Raw genomic sequence first — 19,495 nt, forward strand, 5'->3', positions numbered from 1 at the left:
CTTTACATGCAGGAATCCCTGACGCTACAACCCATCAAACTGATTAACGGTACCCTTAACCTTCCTGGCTCAAAAAGTGTCTCTAACCGTGCGCTGTTGCTGGCGGCCTTGGCTGAAGGAAAGACCCGGCTGACTAACCTGTTAGACAGTGACGATGTCCGCCATATGCTTACCGCTCTAACGGCATTGGGAGTGGACTACCACCTGTCGTCTGACCGGACGGAGTGTGAGATTACCGGTCTGGGTGGGGCGTTTACGGCATCGCAACCGCTGGAACTGTTTTTAGGGAATGCCGGTACTGCGATGCGTCCACTGGCTGCCGCGCTGTGTCTGACCGATGGCGATATTGTGCTGACAGGCGAACCGCGGATGAAAGAGCGCCCAATCGGGCATCTGGTCGATGCGCTGCGTCAGGGCGGGGCGAAAATTGACTATCTGGAACAGGAAAATTACCCACCGCTTCGTCTGCACGGTGGTTTTCAGGGCGGCGAAATCAGCGTAGATGGCAGCGTATCAAGCCAGTTCCTGACGGCGCTGTTGATGACTGCGCCTCTGGCCGAGCAGGATACGCAAATCAGCATTCAGGGCGACTTGGTTTCCAAGCCGTATATCGATATCACGCTGCATATGATGAAAGCGTTTGGTATTGAAGTGCGTAACGAGAACTATCAACGATTTTTCGTGACGGGTCGCCAGCAGTATCGTTCTCCAGGGGATTATCTCGTGGAAGGCGATGCGTCATCGGCTTCTTACTTCCTGGCCGCGGCGGCGATTAAAGGCGGTGTGGTGCGTGTGACTGGCGTAGGCCGTAATAGCGTACAGGGCGACATTCGCTTTGCCGATGTGCTGGAAAAAATGGGTGCCACCGTGCGTTGGGGTGAGGATTATATTGAATGCGAACGCGGTGAACTGCGCGCGATCGACATGGATATGAATCACATTCCTGATGCTGCGATGACTATCGCGACGGCGGCGCTTTTCGCTCAAGGTGGCACCACTACGCTGCGTAATATCTACAACTGGCGCGTGAAAGAAACCGATCGTCTGGCGGCAATGGCGATTGAACTGCGTAAAGTGGGTGCGGAAGTGGAAGAGGGTAATGACTACATTCGTATTACGCCGCCGACTAAGCTGAAAGTGGCAGAAATCGGCACGTACAACGATCACCGTATGGCGATGTGTTTCTCGCTGGTCGCGCTATCGGATACGCCAGTTACGATTCTGGATCCGAAATGTACGGCTAAAACCTTCCCTGACTACTTTGAACAACTGGCACGTCTCAGCGAGTTGGCTTGATTCCTCTCTAAGGCACGGCTTCCGTGCCTTTTTCCTCTATCGATTTTCCCCAAGCTACGCTCAACTTTTCTTCTGAAACTGCGCATTGCGTTCAGAGAATGCCTTATTTTTCCCGCCATTCCGGCATTGGGGTAACCTTTCTCTGTATTGATGCGTATAATGAGGCTCCGTGACGCCATAAAACGGCATAAGCGGAACTTCCCAGTATTAAAGGAGAGAGAAATGACGGTGATGGCACCGGTAATTACGGTTGACGGACCGAGCGGCGCAGGCAAAGGTACGTTGTGTAAGGCATTGGCTGAAGCTTTACAATGGAACCTGCTGGACTCGGGGGCTATCTATCGTGTTTTGGCACTGGCGGCATTGCACCACCATGTGGATATCGGCTCGGAAGACGCGCTGGTTCCGTTAGCCTCTCATCTTGATGTGCGCTTTGTTGCAGAAGACGGGCAGTTGAAAGTCATCCTGGAAGGTGAAGACGTTAGCCATGAAATTCGTACTGAAGCGGTAGGCAACACGGCGTCTCAGGCCGCGGCTTTCCCTCGTGTTCGTGAAGCATTGTTACGTCGGCAGCGCGCATTTCGCGAGGCTCCGGGGTTGATTGCTGATGGCCGAGATATGGGAACGGTCGTCTTTCCTGATGCGCCAGTGAAGATTTTTTTGGATGCCAGTGCGGAAGAACGTGCACAACGTCGCATGCTACAGTTGCAGGGGAAGGGCTTTAATGTTAACTTTGAACGTCTTTTGTCTGAGATAAAAGAACGGGATGAGCGCGATCGCAGCCGCCCCGTTGCGCCGTTAGTGCCTGCTGCCGATGCGTTGGTGCTGGATTCAACGGAAATGACGATCGATGAAGTGATAGCGCGCGCGTTGGCTTATGCCCGCGAAATTTTAGCGTAAGCACAAAAAACTAAATTTTTACCTCGCTGTAAGGATGCACAGCGGGGCATGTTAAACAACCCCATCGAGCAGGATGCCAGATGGACGTTAAATTGAAACCCTTAAGATTATCAAACATGACTGAATCTTTTGCTCAACTCTTTGAAGAATCCCTGAAAGAAATCGAAACCCGTCCTGGCTCCATCGTACGTGGTGTTGTTGTTGCTATTGATAAAGATGTCGTACTGGTTGACGCCGGTCTGAAATCTGAATCTGCCATTCCGGTAGAGCAATTCAAGAACGCACAGGGCGAACTGGAAATTCAGGTTGGTGATGAAGTTGACGTTGCTCTGGACGCTATCGAAGATGGCTTCGGTGAAACGCTGCTTTCTCGCGAAAAAGCTAAACGTCATGAAGCATGGCTGACGCTGGAAAAAGCCTACGAAGAAGCTGCAACGGTTACCGGTATTATCAACGGTAAAGTTAAAGGCGGTTTCACTGTTGAGCTGAACGGCATTCGTGCGTTCCTGCCAGGTTCTCTGGTAGACGTTCGTCCGGTTCGCGATACGCTGCATCTGGAAGGCAAAGAGCTTGAGTTCAAAGTTATCAAGCTGGATCAGAAACGCAACAACGTTGTTGTTTCCCGCCGTGCAGTTATCGAATCTGAAAACAGCGCTGAGCGCGATCAACTGCTGGAAAACCTGCAGGAAGGCATGGAAGTTAAAGGTATCGTTAAGAACCTTACTGACTACGGTGCATTCGTTGATCTGGGCGGCGTTGATGGCCTGCTGCATATCACTGATATGGCTTGGAAACGTGTTAAACACCCAAGCGAAATCGTCAATGTGGGCGACGAAATCACTGTTAAAGTGCTGAAGTTCGACCGCGAGCGTACCCGTGTGTCTCTGGGTCTGAAACAGCTGGGCGAAGATCCATGGGTCGCTATCGCTAAGCGTTACCCAGAAAGCACGCGTCTGACTGGCCGCGTGACCAACCTGACTGACTACGGCTGCTTCGTTGAAATCGAAGAAGGCGTTGAAGGTCTGGTACACGTTTCTGAAATGGATTGGACCAACAAAAACATCCACCCATCCAAAGTTGTTAACGTTGGTGATGTAGTGGAAGTGATGGTTCTGGACATCGACGAAGAACGTCGTCGTATCTCTCTGGGCCTGAAACAGTGTAAATCTAACCCATGGCAGCTGTTCGCAGAAACCCACAACAAGGGCGACCGCGTTGAAGGTAAAATCAAGTCTATCACTGACTTTGGTATCTTCATCGGTCTGGATGGCGGCATCGACGGTCTGGTGCACCTGTCCGACATCTCCTGGAACGTGGCTGGCGAAGAAGCCGTTCGCGAATTCAAGAAAGGTGATGAAATCGCCGCTGTTGTTCTGCAGGTTGACGCAGAGCGCGAGCGTATCTCCCTGGGCGTGAAACAACTGGCTGAAGACCCGTTCAATAACTACCTGTCTGTTAACAAGAAAGGTGCTATTGTTACTGGTAAAGTTACAGCAGTTGACGCCAAAGGTGCTACAGTTGAATTAGCAGACGGTGTTGAAGGCTATCTGCGTGCTTCTGACGCTTCACGTGACCGTGTTGAAGATGCAACTCTGGTACTGAGCGTTGGCGACAGCGTTGAAGCGAAATACACCGGTGTTGATCGTAAAAACCGCGTTGTTAGCCTGTCTGTTCGTGCGAAAGACGAAGCTGACGAGAAAGATGCAATCGCAACTGTTAACAACAAGCCGGAAGAAAACAATTTCTCCAGCGCGATGGCAGAAGCGTTCAAAGCAGCTAAAGGCGAGTAATCACTACGGTGGAATGAGCAACGTAAGTTGCTCATTCTTGTAACGGTAGTCAGTTATCCTGGTTATTGATAACCGCACTTGGAGGAGCTATGACCAAGTCTGAACTTATTGAAAGGCTTGCTGGACAGCAATCTCATATCCCAGCCAAAGTGGTTGAGGATGCAGTGAAAGAAATGCTTGAACAAATGGCTTCTACGCTAGCCGAAGGCGACCGTATTGAAATCCGTGGGTTTGGCAGTTTTTCACTTCACTACCGTGCACCGCGTGTAGGTCGTAATCCGAAAACGGGTGACAAAGTTGAGCTGGAAGGTAAGTACGTCCCTCACTTTAAACCGGGCAAGGAACTCCGCGACCGCGCTAATATTTACGGCTAATTGTTAGTCTTAAATACCAGCCTTATAAAAGCACCCATCTCGGGTGCTTTTTTACATTTATCGCTCTTGTTCTCTCCAAACTTCCCACTATTGATGCTTCGAGCTGATTACTCATCAGAATGCGATCCCACGTAATACGCTTCCTTTTTGCCCTTCACGTTTCTAAGTGATCGCCAGCACACGAAATATGAATTTTTGATTTTCAACTGCTTGGACGTTGACGCTTCTAATTTCATTGCCTATTTTTTATTCGGTACATTAACATTTCTAATGCGTTACCTCTAAATAAGGAAAGTGTATGAGTGAAGCGTGTGGCCATTCCGGTAGCATAAGCTGTTCCTGCTGTAGCCCTCTGTGGAAATCATTTTTCCCCGATACGCCAGTTGAGATCCCTGAGGGGGAGAACAGTCTACATATTGAAACGAAGCTATTCCGTTCCGCACCAAATAAGGATGGGAGCCCTGGAGAAGCTATTCTGACGTTAGAGGATGGGAAGGAAGTTGCAGTTGAGGCCATGGGCATTCATGGCGGACTGGTGGTTGCGACGGGTTCGTATCAGGATGTGAAAGCCAAAATGCCGAAAAACACGTCTGAGCATCAATTATCAGGCAAACAAACGCTGTTACCGGGGTTGATTGAGCCGCATGTCCACATCACTAGCTCCGCGATGCTTTCTGGTATTGGTAATGATGTTAGCCCATTTGAAGAGCAAAAATTACGCAAAAGTTATAACCGTAGCTGGGTGATATCCCATCTACAGGAGAAGGCGTTACCGCATAAATCCGATAAATGGCTTATCGGATTTGGTGCTGATCCATCGCTGTTTGGTGAGGGAAATAAGGCATTTGATGCTGATGCTCTCGATAAAATCACGACACTCCAACCGGTATTTGTCCTCAATGCCTCGATGCATCTTGCTTATATCAATCATGCAGCGATTAAGTGTGTTAAAGACTATTATGCAGATAAACCACCCCTTGTCCCACCTATCAGCGAAAACGGTATCCTTAAAGAAATAGTTGGTATCCAGCCAGTGCTAAATGTCATGGTCAGTAGCTACCCTAAAACGGAATTGGCGGTAAAGCTCATTGCATCGATGAGCAAACTGTTTGCTTTGGCGAGTAAACGTGGCGTGACTTATATGCTCGATGCGGGTGTTGAACCAAAAGGCGATAAGCCTGGCTTCGATCAAGTTGGTTTTCTTGACAAATGGGCTCATCTTTCGATTTGTCCGGTGCGGATAGGCGGTGCGCTGATTGTTACGAGTAGTGAGGATTTTGAAAATAAAGTGGTGAATTATTACTCTCCGGGGTATGGAGATGAACACTTTCACTTGCCGTATATCAAGGTTATTTCAGATGGTTCAAACCAAGGGCTGACGGGGTATCAATCCACCCCGTACTGCTGTAATCACCTCTATGAAAAAACGCCGAGCGTGGATAATGTCGGTGCCTTCAACTTTGACCCATCCACTAATATCAATACGCTGGTGCAGAACGTTGTAGATAAAAACTGGTCATTGATGATTCATACGAATGGCGATGAAGCCATCAGGCTGACCTTAGCGTCTTTTAAACTGGCTGGCGTGACATCAGATACTTACGAACTGCGGCGGGATCGTTTGGAACATGCATCCCTGCTCACTGACGATCATCTTGTGGAAATGAAACAGCTCGGTATTTCCCCCAGTTTCTTAATTGGTCATGTGGGGTATTGGGGCTGGGCATTCCAGCAAACCATTCTGGGAGAGGATCGCGCTAATCACCTTGATCGCTGCCAATCCGCGATCAATCACGGGATGAGGATTACGCTACACAGCGATAATGGTGTTACACCGCTTGGCCCGCTGCGCATGATGGAACAGGCGATTTCTCGTGTTATGGAAGGCGCACCTCAACAGGTGACTCCTGCTGTGTTGCACGAGCAAGAGCGGATTTCCCGTTTCGCAGCGCTTAAAGCCGCAACTTATGATGCCGCCTGGCAGTGTCATGCAGATCAATGGGTCGGATCGTTGGTCGCTGGTAAATGTGCTGATTTTATTATTCTGGCAGATTCCCCGCTGACCTATGATTCAGCAGATAAAAATAATCCTGTGAAAGGTATGCGTGATATTCCGGTTCTGGAAACCTGGAAAGGGGGGCGTAAGGTGTACTCAAGCTAACACGGCGATGTTGCCATCATAAAGCCCCGCGTTATCAGCAAGCGATAACGCGGGGAACTGGCTTACTTATTGTGACGCGCCTTGAGGCGATTGATGATGGTCGCCAGATCTAAATCCTGATCCTGCAACAGTACCAGCAGGTGGTACATTAAATCTGCGGCTTCATTGGTGAGTTCTTCGCGATCGTGTACCGTAGCGGCTAATGCGGCTTCTAATCCTTCCTCACCGACTTTCTGCGCAATGCGCTTGGTGCCGCTGGCATACAGACGCGCGGTGTAAGAACTATCCGGATCAGCATGTTTACGCTCGGCCAGCAGTTGCTCTAATTGATAGAGGAACGTCCAGTCGCTGGCAGCAGGCGAGAAGCAACTGCTGGTGCCCAGATGACAGGTTGGCCCGATTGGGTTAACCAGAATCAGCAGCGTGTCGTTATCGCAGTCTGGCGTGATAGAGACGACATTGAGGAAATGGCCGGAAGATTCGCCTTTCGTCCACAGACGCTGCTTGGTACGTGAGAAAAACGTAACTTTGCCGCTTTCTTCGGTGGTCTTTAAGGCATCCTGATTCATGTAGCCCAGCATCAACACTTCACCGGAGACGGCATGTTGCACGACAACTGGCAGCATACCGTCCGTTTTTTCCCAATCGAGCTGGTTTCGTTGTTCGTCGTTTAGAAAAACTGCTTCGCTTAACACACTCGAATCTCCACATCCTGTTGCTTAAGATATTGTTTCAGTTCGCCAATATTAATAATTTGCTTGTGAAACACCGATGCTGCCAGCGCGCCATCAACGTGGGCGGTTTGGAATGCATCCAGAAAATGTTCCATGGTGCCTGCGCCGCCGGAAGCAATAAGCGGGACATGACAGACATTACGCACCAGATTTAACTGATGTAAATCGTAGCCGTTACGCACGCCGTCCTGATTCATCATGTTCAGGACAATCTCACCCGCGCCGCGCTTTTGCACTTCTACCACCCAATCCAGCGTTTCCCAGGTGGTGACTTTGGTGCGCGTTTCATCGCCGGTGTACTGATTGACATGGTAGCGGCCCGTCGCCGCATCGTGCCAGGTATCAATCCCAACGACGATGCACTGCACGCCATAACGATCGGCCAGGCGAGTAATCAGCTCAGGGTCGGCCAGTGCCGGTGAGTTGATGGAGATTTTATCCGCGCCGAAAGAGAGGATTTGACCGGCTTCTTCCACGCTTTTAATACCGCCCGCTACACAGAAAGGAATATCAATCACTTCCGCGACGCGGGATACCCAGCTTTTATCGACCACACGGCCGTCGGAAGAGGCGGTGATATCATAAAAGACTAACTCATCGGCCCCTTCCTGCGCATAGCGCTGCGCCAGCGGGACGATGTCGCCGATGATTTCGTGGTTGCGGAACTGTATGCCTTTGACGACCTGACCGTTACGCACGTCCAGACAGGGAATTATCCGTTTTGCCAGCATGAAATAGCCTCCGCGACGTTGAATTTACCTTCCAGCAGTGCACGACCTACGATCACACCCTGCACACCGCTGCCGCGTAAATTGGCGATATCCGTCAGATTACCGATGCCGCCGGATGCCTGAAAGGCAATCTGTGGATAGCGCTGACAGATTTCACGATAGAGTTCGACGTTGGAACCGCTCAGTGTACCGTCACGGGAAATGTCAGTGCACAATACATGTTTCAGACCGAACGGCAGATATTGTTCGACGACCTGTTCAAGCGTGGCGTCTGAATCTTCCTGCCAGCCGCTGATGGCGACGAACTTCGTGCCGTTGGTGTCGATACGCACGTCCAGTGCCAGCACCAGCGCTTCTGCGCCGTAGCGGGTGAACCATTGCTGAACGAACTCCGGCTGCTTAACCGCGGTGGAGCCGATAACGACGCGGCTGGCACCGGCTTTTAATAACGCTTCCACGTCCTGTTCGGTGCGGATACCGCCACCGATTTGAACCGGTACGCTAACGCCTGCCAACAGCGTGGTTAACAAGGGGATTTGGCGAGCAGAAGGATCTTTTGCACCGGTCAAATCCACCAAATGCAGCACGCCAGCCCCTTGTTGCTGGTAATCCTGCAAACGGGGAAGCGGATCGCTGCCGTACTGGCGCTGTTGGCCATAATCACCCTGATGCAGACGGACAACCTGTCCATCAATCAGATCTAAAGCGGGAATAATCATGACGTTCTACATCTCCAGAAAGTTTTTCAGCAGCTGCGCGCCCGCAGCACCCGAACGCTCAGGGTGGAACTGTACGCCAAAGAAGTTATCTTTTTCCAGAGCAGCGGTGAAGGCTTCGCCATAGTTGGCTTGTGCAATCGTGTTTTCGCAGACCGGCATGGCATAGCTGTGAACGAAATAGAAATAGGCGCCGTCATCGATATCACGGAACAAACGATGTCCGGCCTTCGGAATGACCTGGTTCCAGCCCATATGCGGCAGCGGTAAGCCGTGGTCAACCATCTTCTTCACTGGCGTGTCGACAATCCCCAGCGTGGGGATGCCACCGTTTTCGTCGCTGTTTGTGCCCAGCAACTGCATGCCGAGACAAATGCCGAGAACGGGCTGGGTACAGGCCTTGATCAACGCAATTAGGTCGCGATCTTCCAGTTGATTCATCGCGGCCTGCGCGGTGCCAACACCCGGCAGAAACAGCTTGTCCGCTTGCAGGACAATCTCGGCCTCACGGCTCACAACGGGCGTATACCCCAACCGCTGCACGGCGTAGGTCACCGAAGAGAGGTTCGCGCAGCCAGTATCAAGAATGACGACCTTCATCAGAGCACTCCTTTCGAGCTCGGCAGCGTGTCACCCTCGACGCGAATGGCCTGACGCAGCGTGCGTCCGAAGACTTTGAACAGGCTTTCCACACGGTGATGATCGTTGCGCCCTTTGGTTTTCAGGTGCAGCGTACAGGCCATGGAATAAGACAGTGAGCGGAAGAAGTGTTCGACCATTTCTGTACTCAGATCGCCGACGCGCTGGTAGCTGAATTCCGCTTTGTATTCCAGATGCGGACGGCCTGAAATATCCAGCGCACAGCGTGCCAGACACTCATCCATCGGCAGAACGAAGCCAAAACGGCCAATGCCGCGTTTGTCGCCCAGCGCTTTGTTTAGGGCTTCACCCAGTGCCAGACCGGTATCTTCCACCGTGTGGTGATCGTCAATGTACAGGTCGCCTTTCACTTCAATGTTCATGCGGAACCCGCCGTGGGTGGCGATTTGATCCAGCATGTGATCGAAGAAGCCGACGCCAGTGTTGATTTTGCTGCCGCCTTCTTGATCCAGCCAGACGTTCACATCAATCGCAGTTTCACGCGTGACGCGGTTGACGTGTGCATGACGGTCGCGCTTGGTCAATTGGTTGGTAATGGCTTGCCAGTTCAGTCCACTGCGTTGGTAGAGCAGGCCGGTGATGCCCATATTTTGTGCTAGTTGAATATCGGTCTGGCGATCGCCGATGACGTAGCTATTTGCCACATCCATCAGGCCATTATTCAAATAGGCAGTGACCAGTTCAGTCTTGGGTTTGCGGCAGGTGCAGTTATCCGCCGGCAGATGCGGGCAAATCAACACGTGCTCAAACTGGATGCCCTGCGATGTCAGAATCTGCATCATCAGGTTGTGCGGTGGATCGAAGGTTTCCTGCGGAAAACTATCGGTTCCCAGGCCATCCTGATTGGTGATCATCACCAGCGTATAGCCCGCTTTTTGCAGTGCCAGCAGCGAAGGGATGACATCTGGTTCCAGCGCCAGTTTATCCAGACGGTCAACCTGAAAATCCTCAGGCGGTTCAGCAATCAATGTTCCGTCACGGTCGATAAAGAGGTATTTCTGGCCCACGTGAGCTCCTTAAAATTAAGCGTTGATGCCCGGCAATGATTGTAATGCAGCAACAACGCGTTCACATTCGTAGCGGTTGCCGATAGTAATGCGCAAACAGCCTGCGAGGCTCGGTTGCTTATTTTGGTCACGCAGAATAATGCCCTGATCCCACAACGTTTTAAATACAGAAGGGGAAGCGGTAAAGCGCACCAGCAAATAGTTGCTCTCGCTGGGGAAGATTTCTTCAACGCAGGGAATGTCTTTTAAGGCATCGCTCAGCCAGCGGCGAGCGGAGGTAATTTCCTCAACATTCACCTTCATTTTGGCGATCCCTTCGTGACTCAGCGCCTGCGCGGCGATATCAGCCACCGGAGTAGAGAGCGGATAAGGGGCAATCACCTTCAGCAGAAGCTGAATCACTTCAGGGTTCGCCAGCGTGAAGCCACAGCGCAGCCCCGCGAGTGAAAAGGCTTTTGACAGGGTACGCAGAATCACCAAATGAGGAAACTCAGCCAGCCAGACTGCGGTGGACGCTTGCGGACAGAACTCGATGTAGGCTTCATCGATAACGACCAACGCTTTGCCCTGTGCAATTGTGAGCAACTGACGTAAATCCTCCCGTGCAATCAGGTTGCCAGTCGGGTTGTTCGGGCTACACACGTAAATGACTTTGGTGCCGTCTAGCTGTGCTTCAATCGCATCGAGATCCAACTGCCAGTCTGATTTACTGGCTACGGTGCGACGTTCCACGCCAAACGTCTCAGCGCTGACGGCGTACATACCGTAGGTTGGCGGACAGAACAGGATGGCATCTTTCCCCGGTTCGCAGAACGCGCGGATCAGCAGTTCGATACCTTCGTCGGCACCGCGGCTAACCAGAACCTGCTCCGGCGTTACGCCAGCATATTCAGCGTAACGGTTGATCACCGTGACCGGCTGACACTCCGGGTAGCGGTTCAGCGTTTGCAGCGTTAATTGAAATTCTGGTGCTTCAGGATATTCATTGGCGTTCAACCAGACATCGCCGTTACCGCCCAGACGGCGGGCAGATTGGTAGGGGGTCAACGCACGGACGTTGGCACGTGCCAGTTCTTCAATGCTGCTCATGCTTGCTCCTTCAGTGCTGCAACACGCAGGGTCACGGCGTTTTTGTGGGCAGTCAGTTGTTCGGCCTGTGCCAATGTTTCTATGGTCGGTGCCAGTTGCAGTAACCCCTGCGGCGTGAGCTGCTGTACGGTCATGCGCTTCTGGAAATCGGCCAGACCCAGACTTGAATAAGTTGAGGTATAGCCATAAGTCGGCAGAACGTGATTAGTACCGGAGGCGTAGTCGCCAGCGGATTCCGGCGACCAGTCGCCAAGGAAGACTGAACCCGCACTGGTGATGCTATCAACCAGTGACTCGGCGTCGCGTGTCTGGATGATCAGGTGCTCTGGGCCATATTGATTGCTGATTTCAATGCATTGCGCTAAATCACGCGCGACGATGACGCGGCTGCTGGCAAGCGCCTGACGCGCGATGTCCGCACGGGACAGCTGCGTGAGCTGCTCTGCAACGGCGTCTGCTACAGCTTTGGCCATTGCTGCGTCTGGCGTGAGTAGAATGACCTGTGAGTCGGGGCCGTGCTCTGCCTGTGATAACAGGTCGGAGGCGACAAACGCAGGCGTCGCGCCGCTGTCGGCGATCACCAGAACTTCGGATGGCCCCGCGGGCATATCAATGGCCGCGCCATCAAGCTGCTGGCTAACTTGACGCTTGGCTTCCGTCACATAGGCGTTGCCGGGGCCAAAAATTTTATCCACTTTCGGCACGCTCTCGGTGCCAAATGCCATCGCAGCAATCGCTTGCGCACCACCGAGCTGAAAGACTTCTTTAATGCCGCACAGCTGTGCGGCATACAGGATTTCATCGGCAATCGGCGGCGGTGAGCACAGGACGACACGACCACAGCCAGCGATGCGCGAAGGTGTTCCCAACATCAGCACGGTTGACGGCAGTGGGGCAGAACCTCCTGGAATATACAGCCCGACAGTCGCGATAGGACGAGTGAGCTGCTGGCAACGCACGCCTGGCTGTGTTTCGATATCGACAATCGGCAGTTTTTGCGCATTGTGGAATGTCTCGATATTACGCACAGCGACCGCCATCGCCTGTTTGACGTCATCGCCCAGACGAGCGGAGGCAGCGGCGATCTCAGACTCAGTAACGCGAATCGCATTCACCTGAACCTTATCAAACTGCGCGCTGTAGTCACGTAACGCGCTATCACCACGGCTTTTGACGTTTGCCAGAATATCGCTCACGATGGCGGTAATACGGTCTGACGCAGAGATTGCCGGACGAGTGAGTAGCTGACGCTGCTCTTCCGCTGAACAGCGCTGCCAGTCAACGAGCGTGCTGAAGCTGCCAGTGCTGTTGGTGTTATCAGCCATCGTCATCACTCCATCATTTTTTCAATAGGCAGGACCAGAATAGAGCTGGCACCCAATGATTTCAGCTTTTCCATCGTTTCCCAGAACAGCGTTTCGCTGCTGACCATGTGCATGGCAACACGACGTTGATCGCCGGCCAGTGGCAGAATGGTCGGGCGCTCGGCACCAGGCAACAGGGCAATGATTTCGTCCAGACGTTCGCTAGGCGCGTGCAGCATGATGTATTTCGATTCACGCGCCTGAATCACGCCTTGCATACGGGTCAACAGTTTATCGATCAGCCACTGTTTCTCTTCTGGCATCTCGCCGTCGCGCTGAATCAGGCAGGCTTTGGAACGGTAAATCACTTCGACTTCGCGCAGGCCGTTGGCTTCCAGCGTGGCACCGGTTGATACCAAATCACAGATGGCATCAGCCAGACCGGCGCGCGGTGCGACTTCGACGGAACCGTTGAGCAGACAGGATTTGAAATTGACAGATTGTCTGTCGAGATATTGTTTGAGCAGGTGAGGATAAGAGGTGGCGATACGTTTATTTTGCAGACATTCAGGACCGGTGTAGGCTTCGTCCAGCGGCATCGCCAGTGACAGGCGGCAGCCGCCGAAATCCAGACGGCGCAGCGTGAAGTAACGCGGATCTTCGCCCTGTGCGCGACGGTTTAACAGCTCTTCTTCCAACACGTTTTCGCCGATGATGCCCAGATCGACCACGCCATCCATGACCAGACCGGGGATATCGTCATCGCGTACGCGCAGGATATCAATCGGCATGTTTTCTGCGAACGCGATCAGGCGCTGTTGCTGTAAGTTGATTTTTATCCCGCAGCGTGCCAGCAGTTCGCGTGAATCGTCGCTCAGGCGGCCTGACTTCTGCATTGCTATCCGTAAACGTGTTTTATCCAGCATGGAAACCTCATTAACCTGTCAAATTTAAATTTTTGGAAATAGAGCGTGCATAAAAAAACCCTCGGAAGATGATCTTCCGAGGGCTCTCTTTGTGTTCTGCGCCACTGGAAGATCTTAACGTCTTCCAGCACCACCTGCCCGAAAGACTAATCAGGATGATGGTGATGATGGTGGTTAAACAGAACGCGTGTCATAAAGTGTCTCTTTGTTGTGTCAGTATTTATTAAATTAGTAACGATTTCTGTCGAATAACCTAAACCATATTCGGGTTGTTGTGCAACATTTTTTTAGCAGATGTGGGAAAGTTCGTTTTGGTTGCGTGATGTGTCTGCCTAATTGCACAAGATATCGGCCAAAGATAGACCGAAAGCGCGGCTAAAATCGGGCAGGTTCTGTAGCGGTGGGCATGAAAGCCGTTTACTCTGTGGGTGGTGCGTGATGTTAATTAACAGGCTCCTTGCAGGGGAGAACGGCTGATGAAAAAAGTATCGATTGTTGGATTGGGCTGGCTGGGGATGCCGCTGGCTCTGGCGCTGAATGGGCACGGTTACCACGTGACAGGGACGAAAACCACTCAGGATGGCGTGGAAGCCGCGCGTATGAGCGGGATTGAGTGCTATCAACTGGCTCTGACGCCGGAACTGGAATGTGACGCTGATGAGCTTAGCGCGCTATTACAGGTTGACGTGCTAATCGTGACATTGCCCGCCAGCCGAACGGCGGAGGGGGGCGAAGGGTATGCGCAAGCGGTACAGCAACTGGTGAATATGGCGCGTGTGTTTCATGTTCCGCGTATTATCTTCACCAGCTCAACTTCGGTTTATGGCGATAGCAGCGGTACAGCAAGGGAAAACTCGCCGCTACAGCCGACGACGGTCGCAGGGAAAACGCTGGTGTCCCTCGAACAGTGGTTGCAGCATCTACCTGATACTTCGGTGGATATCTTGCGTCTTGCGGGGCTGGTCGGCGGTGAACGCCATCCTGGTCGTTTTCTTGCTGGCAAAACCAATCTACCGCGCGGTAACCATGGTGTGAATCTGGTGCATCAGGAAGATGTGCTGGCGGCGATCCTGCTGTTGCTTAAGCTTCCGAACGGTGGGCATATCTATAATCTATGTGCGCCAGAACATCCGGCCAGACAGGACTTTTACCCTGAACAGGCGCGCAGATTGCACCTGTCTCCGCCGCAGTTTGCTCCTGTCACCGACAGCGATCAGGGGAAGATTGTTGATGGACAGCGTATCTGCCATGAACTCGGGTTTGAGTATCAATACCCTAATCCCTCAACGATGCCGTTGAACGAGGGCTTGTCGCGCTAACCGCAATCCGTGCGGCTTTGTTTGCCAGGATTTTTTAATACCGCGACAGGGATTTTGATCCGCTCGGATGCGCATGAGGCCATCCGAGCGTGAAGCGTTAAAACGACGTCCAGTCGCTTTCAGACGATGCGGTTTTTTGGTCTGCCGTTGACACACGTTTTGGCAGCGCGTGTCGCGGCGTAGAGGATAAGGCGCGTGAACCCGCGTGGTTGTCAGATTGGGACACGCGGAAGTGCTCAAGCAATTTCTCTAACAGCACGGCCTGTTCTTCCAGCGAATTGGCGGCAATGGACGATTCCATCACCAGCGACGCGTTCTGCTGCGTGGTGGTATCCAACTCGCCGATCGCCTGCGCGATTTGCCCAATACCTCGGCTCTGTTCCTCAGAAGCAGAGGAAATTTCCCCCATGATGTCGTTCACGCGGGAAACGGAATCGACGATTTGTTCCATCGTATCTCCGGCAACGGCCACAAGATGGCTACCCGCATTGGTGCGTTCGACCGATTCTGAAATCAACGCTGCGATGTCTTTGGCTGCCTGCGCACTGCGTTGTGCCAAATTGCGGACTTCGCCTGCCACCACGGCAAAACCGCGCCCTTGTTCACCGGCGCGTGCGGCTTCTACTGCGGCGTTCAGCGCCAGAATGTTAGTCTGGAAGGCAATACTGTTGATGACGCTGGTGATATCAGCGATTTTTTTGGAGCTGGCCGCGATATTGTCCATTGTTGTCACCACCTGTTTCACGACCTCACCACCTTTCAGCGCATTCTTGGAGGCATCGGCAGCGATTTGGCTAGCATGCTTGGCGTTGTCGGCGTTGTTTTTCACCGTTGACGTCAGTTCTTCCATGCTAGCCGCGGTTTCAACTACGGCGGCCGACTGCTGCTCGGTACGTGAAGACAGATCGCTATTGCCTGTGGCAATTTTGCTTGCCGACTGGCTGACGCTACCGACGCTGTCCCGCACTTCGGAGATAACGTGGCGTAGCTGTTCATTCATCGTCCCCATTGCGTGGGTAAGCCGCCCCAGTTCATCGTGGCGATCGGTTTGAATCGAGGTGGTGAGATCGCCACTGGCAATACGTTCCGCCAGCGACAGGTTATGGATGATGGGGCGGGTAATAATCCGGGTGATGTAGATCGAAATAATGATACCGATGATGACGGCGATGAGACCGATAATCATGGTAATGGTGGCGGAGTGATAGGCCAGCTCATCGTTTTTCGCTTTGATAATGGCCGTCAGTGCGTTGATGTCGGCACTGCTTTTCGTTCCTGCTCTCATGACCAGATATTCTGCTTTTTTCACGTCATCGAAAGCGGTGTAATAGTCTGCGTTAATCTGTTGATATTGTTTGATGTAATTGCGTAATGCGTCAGCCTGACCTTTCAGATCGGCAGGTAAAATCGGTAAGGCCTGATAGGCGGATTCCGTTTCCGCATAACGGTTATTCAGTGCAGTGATTGTTTTCTCATCTTTTGTTATTTGCAGCTCATAACTCAGCTTTTGCACTTCACTTAACAAGAAAGCCAGTCTGCTCATCGCGTAATAGGCATCGTTATCGGGGAATGAACTGGTGCTATGAATGGTCTGTGCAACAGGTTCCAGCGTGGCTTGTGCATGGAGTTGATTTATTTTTCCCTGAATAGCAACCGCTTTTTGTGTTGCAACAGACATTGCGGATACCGATGTCTGAAAGCCTTCTAAGTTTTCTTTTAAGCTGTTGATGTGGCCTAATTCATCGGCGCTCCAGGCCAGCGTTTTTGCACTGTCTGTTAAGTCCGTCGCGCTTTTAACAAATTTTGCCAGAATATCTTTTGTCTTCTCATCTGGGGCGTAGAAATATTTAACACGATTTATTTTTGCCTGAAACACCTCAATGTTGATGCTGTAAATAAGATTGGTTTTCTCATAGATGTCTTTGATGTCTTTAAATCTTTTTGTACTAAGCGATGAGGCAACAATCACGAGTAATAAAATAATGCCAAATCCCGCATACAGTTTATGTGCGATTTTTGTGTTACGGATTCGACTGGCAAGACTCTGCATTATAACTCTCCATGTAGGACGATTTTAGTAATAATGACTACGGTTTTATTGCTAACGATTATTTCACTGTTAACGACAATGTTGTTTCTAAGCACGATTTCATTTCTCACTGCTGTTTCATTTCATAACTACTATGAGTTATCGGATTTTCTTATCGCGATGTTAGTGCCGAAGTCGGGGATAATAACATTTTGTGATGGCTATCAATGTCGATTGTGCAAATGCATAGCATTTTATGGAAATACGTCCAAAATAACGTAATTTACTGATTATTTAATGATTTATTTATCGTTGAATTCAGCCCTGACGTCATATCAGGGCTGAAGGAGCGAGCGTTAGAAGGTGGTCCAGCCTGAATCCTGCGATTGTTTTGATGCAGGCGGCAGGCGTTTCTGCTGTGGCGGCAAACCGGAGAGATTGGCTTTGGGTTTGCGTCCCTCGTGGTCGGACAGGCGGAAGTTCGCGACCATACTTTCCAGTATCGCAGACTGTTCTTCCAGCGAGTTAGCGGAGATTGAGGATTCCATTACCAGCGCGGCATTCTGCTGTGTGGTGGTGTCCAGCTCGCTAATGGCGCGGGAAATTTGCTCAATGCCACGGCTTTGCTCATCGGAGGCGGAGGCAATTTCCCCCATGATGTCGTTAACCCGCGAGACAGAGGAGACAATCTGATCCATCGCCGTTCCCGCATTGGCCACCAGTTGTGTTCCTACATTAATACGTGACACCGATTCAGATATCAGGCTGGCGATTTCTTTTGCCGCTTGCGATGTGCGTTGAGAAAGTGTCCGCACCTCGCTGGCAACCACGGCGAATCCGCGACCTTGCTCACCGGCGCGTGCGGCCTCTACCGCGGCGTTGAGCGCCAGAATATTGGTCTGGAAAGCAATGCTGTTGATAACGGCAGTGATGTCGGCAATCTTCCGTGAGCTGTCTGAAATGCCTGACATCGTATCCACTACATCCCGAACCACTTCGCCGCCTTTGTACGCATTTTGCGAGGCTTCGGTACTGATTTGGCTCGCTTGTTTGGCGTTTTCGGCATTATTTTTCACGGTCGATGTCAGTTCTTCCATGCTGGCGGCGGTTTCTACCACGGCGGCAGACTGCTGCTCGGTGCGCGAGGAGAGGTCGCTGTTACCCGCGGCAATCTTGGCCGCAGAGGTGGACACGCTGTCCACGCTATCACGCACATCGCTGATCATATGGCGCAGCTTCTCGTTCATTCTTCCCATGGCGGCGGTTAGCTGACCCAGCTCATCATCGCGGTCAGCCACGATTGTTGACGTCAAATCGCCTGCGGCGATTTTTTCCGCCAGAGAAAGGTTATGAATCACGGGGCGGGTGATTTGGCGGGTAATCAGCAGCGAAATGATAATGCCGATCACGACGGCGATGAGGCCAATGATCATCGTGATGGTAGCGGAACCGTATGCCAGTGCGTCATTCTTCTCTTTGACGATAGCGATAAGCGCTTTAATAGAAGCGCTGCTTTTATCCCCGCCGACCTTCACGCCATCTTCGGCTTTTTTCAGATTGTTGACGCTCTGGAAGTAATCAGCGTTGAGCTTTTTATAGAGGGTGACATAGCTTCGCAGCCCCTCTGCGGCGACCTGTTGTTCAGGCGTCAGTGCCGCAGTGGCGGCCTGGTAGCTGCTGTCAAAGCGACCAAAAGCCTCATCGAGCTTCGTCGCGGCATCGGCATTTTGCTTAAGCTGCAACTCATAGGATAACTGCTTGAGTTCTGAAACCTGTGCTGCCAAATCTTCAGCCCGATATTGCGTTGCGCTATCAGCAGGTTGCTGGCGCAGTTTGGCGTAAAAATCCGCGGTAATGTTTTGCCCGTTGGCGGCGCTGATTTTGTCGCGATTTTCTACCACGCGCTGCGTGGCTTTCCCCATCTCAGCGATCGCGTTCTGGAATTCGGTCAGGTTCTGGCCGAGATCGTTGACGAGGGGAGCGCCTTCGGGACTCCATGTGAGCGTTTTCGCTTCAGTGGTTAACTCTGAAGCATGTTTAACGAAGCCCGCCATGGTTTCACGCGACTTCTCTTCATACGAATAAAAATACTTCAGGCGATTTATTTTGGCCTGAAAGACTTCTATGTTGATGTTGTAAATAAGGTTGGTTTTCTCATAAATATCACGAATTTCTCTGAAGCGACCTGCACTCAGTAGTGATGCAATGATGACCAGTAGCAGGATCACCCCAAACCCAAGATACAGCTTTTGGGATATTTTAAGATTTCTGATTTTTTTGGCTAAGAACATGACGTCTCTCCGGGGATGAATTGCTGTTATCGGTAACAATCAATAACGATATGACCCATAGTGCTTATCGGATTTATAGTGGTTTTTTTTAGTATCAGCGAAGAAGCTAATAATAATTTGTGAGGTCTCTCTCTTATTGTTGGACAACTGCACAGCGGGCACCGGTTG

Annotated in this window: 17 protein-coding genes and 1 other annotated feature; of the genes, 6 read left to right on the forward strand and 11 right to left on the reverse strand. The window is 51.6% G+C overall.

The genetic code is table 11. The annotated features are described in order from the left end of the window. Positions 1 to 6 precede the first annotated feature (6 nt). The 5 genes from aroA (at position 7) to H0248_RS15410 (ending at position 6,521) form a co-directional block, all read left to right on the forward strand. On the forward strand, positions 7 to 1,296 hold the full coding sequence (aroA, locus tag H0248_RS15390) for a 3-phosphoshikimate 1-carboxyvinyltransferase (protein ID WP_180786562.1): 1,290 nt from the start codon (positions 7 to 9) through the stop codon (positions 1,294 to 1,296). Between the two features lie 222 nt (positions 1,297 to 1,518). After that, a complete protein-coding gene (gene cmk, locus H0248_RS15395; protein WP_010277170.1) occupies positions 1,519 to 2,196 on the forward strand; it encodes a (d)CMP kinase in 678 nt (225 codons plus the stop codon). Between the two features lie 116 nt (positions 2,197 to 2,312). After that, positions 2,313 to 3,986 (forward strand): 30S ribosomal protein S1, encoded by a 1,674-nt coding sequence (gene rpsA / locus H0248_RS15400; protein WP_010277167.1) that lies wholly within the window; start codon positions 2,313 to 2,315, stop codon positions 3,984 to 3,986. Between the two features lie 89 nt (positions 3,987 to 4,075). Continuing rightward, positions 4,076 to 4,360, forward strand: a complete 285-nt coding sequence (gene ihfB, locus H0248_RS15405; RefSeq protein WP_005967571.1) for an integration host factor subunit beta — start codon at positions 4,076 to 4,078, stop codon at positions 4,358 to 4,360. A 298-nt stretch (positions 4,361 to 4,658) separates the two neighbouring features. After that, a complete protein-coding gene (locus H0248_RS15410; RefSeq protein WP_180786563.1) occupies positions 4,659 to 6,521 on the forward strand; it encodes an amidohydrolase in 1,863 nt (620 codons plus the stop codon). Positions 6,522 to 6,583: 62 nt separating this feature from the next. On the opposite strand, the gene hisIE is transcribed toward H0248_RS15410, so the two are convergent. The 9 genes from hisIE to hisL all read right to left on the reverse strand — a co-directional run bounded on the left by hisIE (position 6,584) and on the right by hisL (position 13,882). Then, on the reverse strand, positions 6,584 to 7,216 hold the full coding sequence (gene hisIE, locus H0248_RS15415) for a bifunctional phosphoribosyl-AMP cyclohydrolase/phosphoribosyl-ATP diphosphatase HisIE (RefSeq protein ID WP_180786564.1): 633 nt from the start codon (positions 7,214 to 7,216) through the stop codon (positions 6,584 to 6,586). Beyond that, positions 7,210 to 7,986: an imidazole glycerol phosphate synthase subunit HisF gene (hisF, locus tag H0248_RS15420; protein ID WP_180786565.1), complete on the reverse strand. Its 777-nt coding sequence runs from the start codon at positions 7,984 to 7,986 to the stop codon at positions 7,210 to 7,212. The genes hisIE and hisF overlap by 7 nt, the downstream gene beginning before the upstream one ends. After that, positions 7,968 to 8,705 carry a 1-(5-phosphoribosyl)-5-[(5-phosphoribosylamino)methylideneamino]imidazole-4-carboxamide isomerase gene (hisA, locus tag H0248_RS15425; protein ID WP_180786566.1) on the reverse strand — a complete coding sequence of 246 codons (738 nt, stop codon included), beginning with the start codon at positions 8,703 to 8,705 and terminating at the stop codon, positions 7,968 to 7,970. The genes hisF and hisA overlap by 19 nt, the downstream gene beginning before the upstream one ends. Positions 8,706 to 8,711: 6 nt before the next feature. Further along, positions 8,712 to 9,302 (reverse strand): imidazole glycerol phosphate synthase subunit HisH, encoded by a 591-nt coding sequence (gene hisH / locus H0248_RS15430; RefSeq protein ID WP_180786567.1) that lies wholly within the window; start codon positions 9,300 to 9,302, stop codon positions 8,712 to 8,714. Further along, positions 9,302 to 10,369, reverse strand: a complete 1,068-nt coding sequence (gene hisB, locus H0248_RS15435) for a bifunctional histidinol-phosphatase/imidazoleglycerol-phosphate dehydratase HisB (RefSeq protein WP_180786568.1) — start codon at positions 10,367 to 10,369, stop codon at positions 9,302 to 9,304. The genes hisH and hisB overlap by 1 nt, the downstream gene beginning before the upstream one ends. A gap of 15 nt (positions 10,370 to 10,384) precedes the next feature. Beyond that, positions 10,385 to 11,458, reverse strand: a complete 1,074-nt coding sequence (gene hisC / locus H0248_RS15440) for a histidinol-phosphate transaminase (protein ID WP_180786569.1) — start codon at positions 11,456 to 11,458, stop codon at positions 10,385 to 10,387. Next, positions 11,455 to 12,783, reverse strand: coding sequence for a histidinol dehydrogenase (gene hisD, locus H0248_RS15445; RefSeq protein ID WP_180786570.1), 1,329 nt, complete (start codon positions 12,781 to 12,783; stop codon positions 11,455 to 11,457). Before hisD ends, hisC begins: the two co-directional genes overlap by 4 nt. A 5-nt stretch (positions 12,784 to 12,788) precedes the next feature. Then, positions 12,789 to 13,688 carry an ATP phosphoribosyltransferase gene (gene hisG / locus H0248_RS15450; RefSeq protein WP_180786571.1) on the reverse strand — a complete coding sequence of 300 codons (900 nt, stop codon included), beginning with the start codon at positions 13,686 to 13,688 and terminating at the stop codon, positions 12,789 to 12,791. Positions 13,689 to 13,737: 49 nt separating this feature from the next. Then, positions 13,738 to 13,859, reverse strand: a sequence feature (His leader region). After that, positions 13,835 to 13,882, reverse strand: a complete 48-nt coding sequence (gene hisL / locus H0248_RS15455) for a his operon leader peptide (RefSeq protein WP_106389040.1) — start codon at positions 13,880 to 13,882, stop codon at positions 13,835 to 13,837. It overlaps the preceding feature by 25 nt. Positions 13,883 to 14,164: 282 nt before the next feature. Here hisL and H0248_RS15460 point away from each other — a divergent pair, with 282 nt between their 5' ends. Continuing rightward, a complete protein-coding gene (locus H0248_RS15460; RefSeq protein WP_180786572.1) occupies positions 14,165 to 15,007 on the forward strand; it encodes an SDR family oxidoreductase in 843 nt (280 codons plus the stop codon). Positions 15,008 to 15,104: 97 nt separating this feature from the next. Here H0248_RS15460 and H0248_RS15465 read toward each other — a convergent pair whose 3' ends face one another. After that, positions 15,105 to 17,057 (reverse strand): methyl-accepting chemotaxis protein, encoded by a 1,953-nt coding sequence (locus H0248_RS15465; RefSeq protein ID WP_180786573.1) that lies wholly within the window; start codon positions 17,055 to 17,057, stop codon positions 15,105 to 15,107. A gap of 335 nt (positions 17,058 to 17,392) precedes the next feature. Further along, positions 17,393 to 19,327, reverse strand: coding sequence for a methyl-accepting chemotaxis protein (locus tag H0248_RS15470; protein ID WP_180786574.1), 1,935 nt, complete (start codon positions 19,325 to 19,327; stop codon positions 17,393 to 17,395). Positions 19,328 to 19,495: the final 168 nt, after the last annotated feature.

It is taken from the genome of Pectobacterium brasiliense (genome assembly GCF_013449685.1).
Lineage (GTDB): Bacteria > Pseudomonadota > Gammaproteobacteria > Enterobacterales > Enterobacteriaceae > Pectobacterium > Pectobacterium brasiliense_A.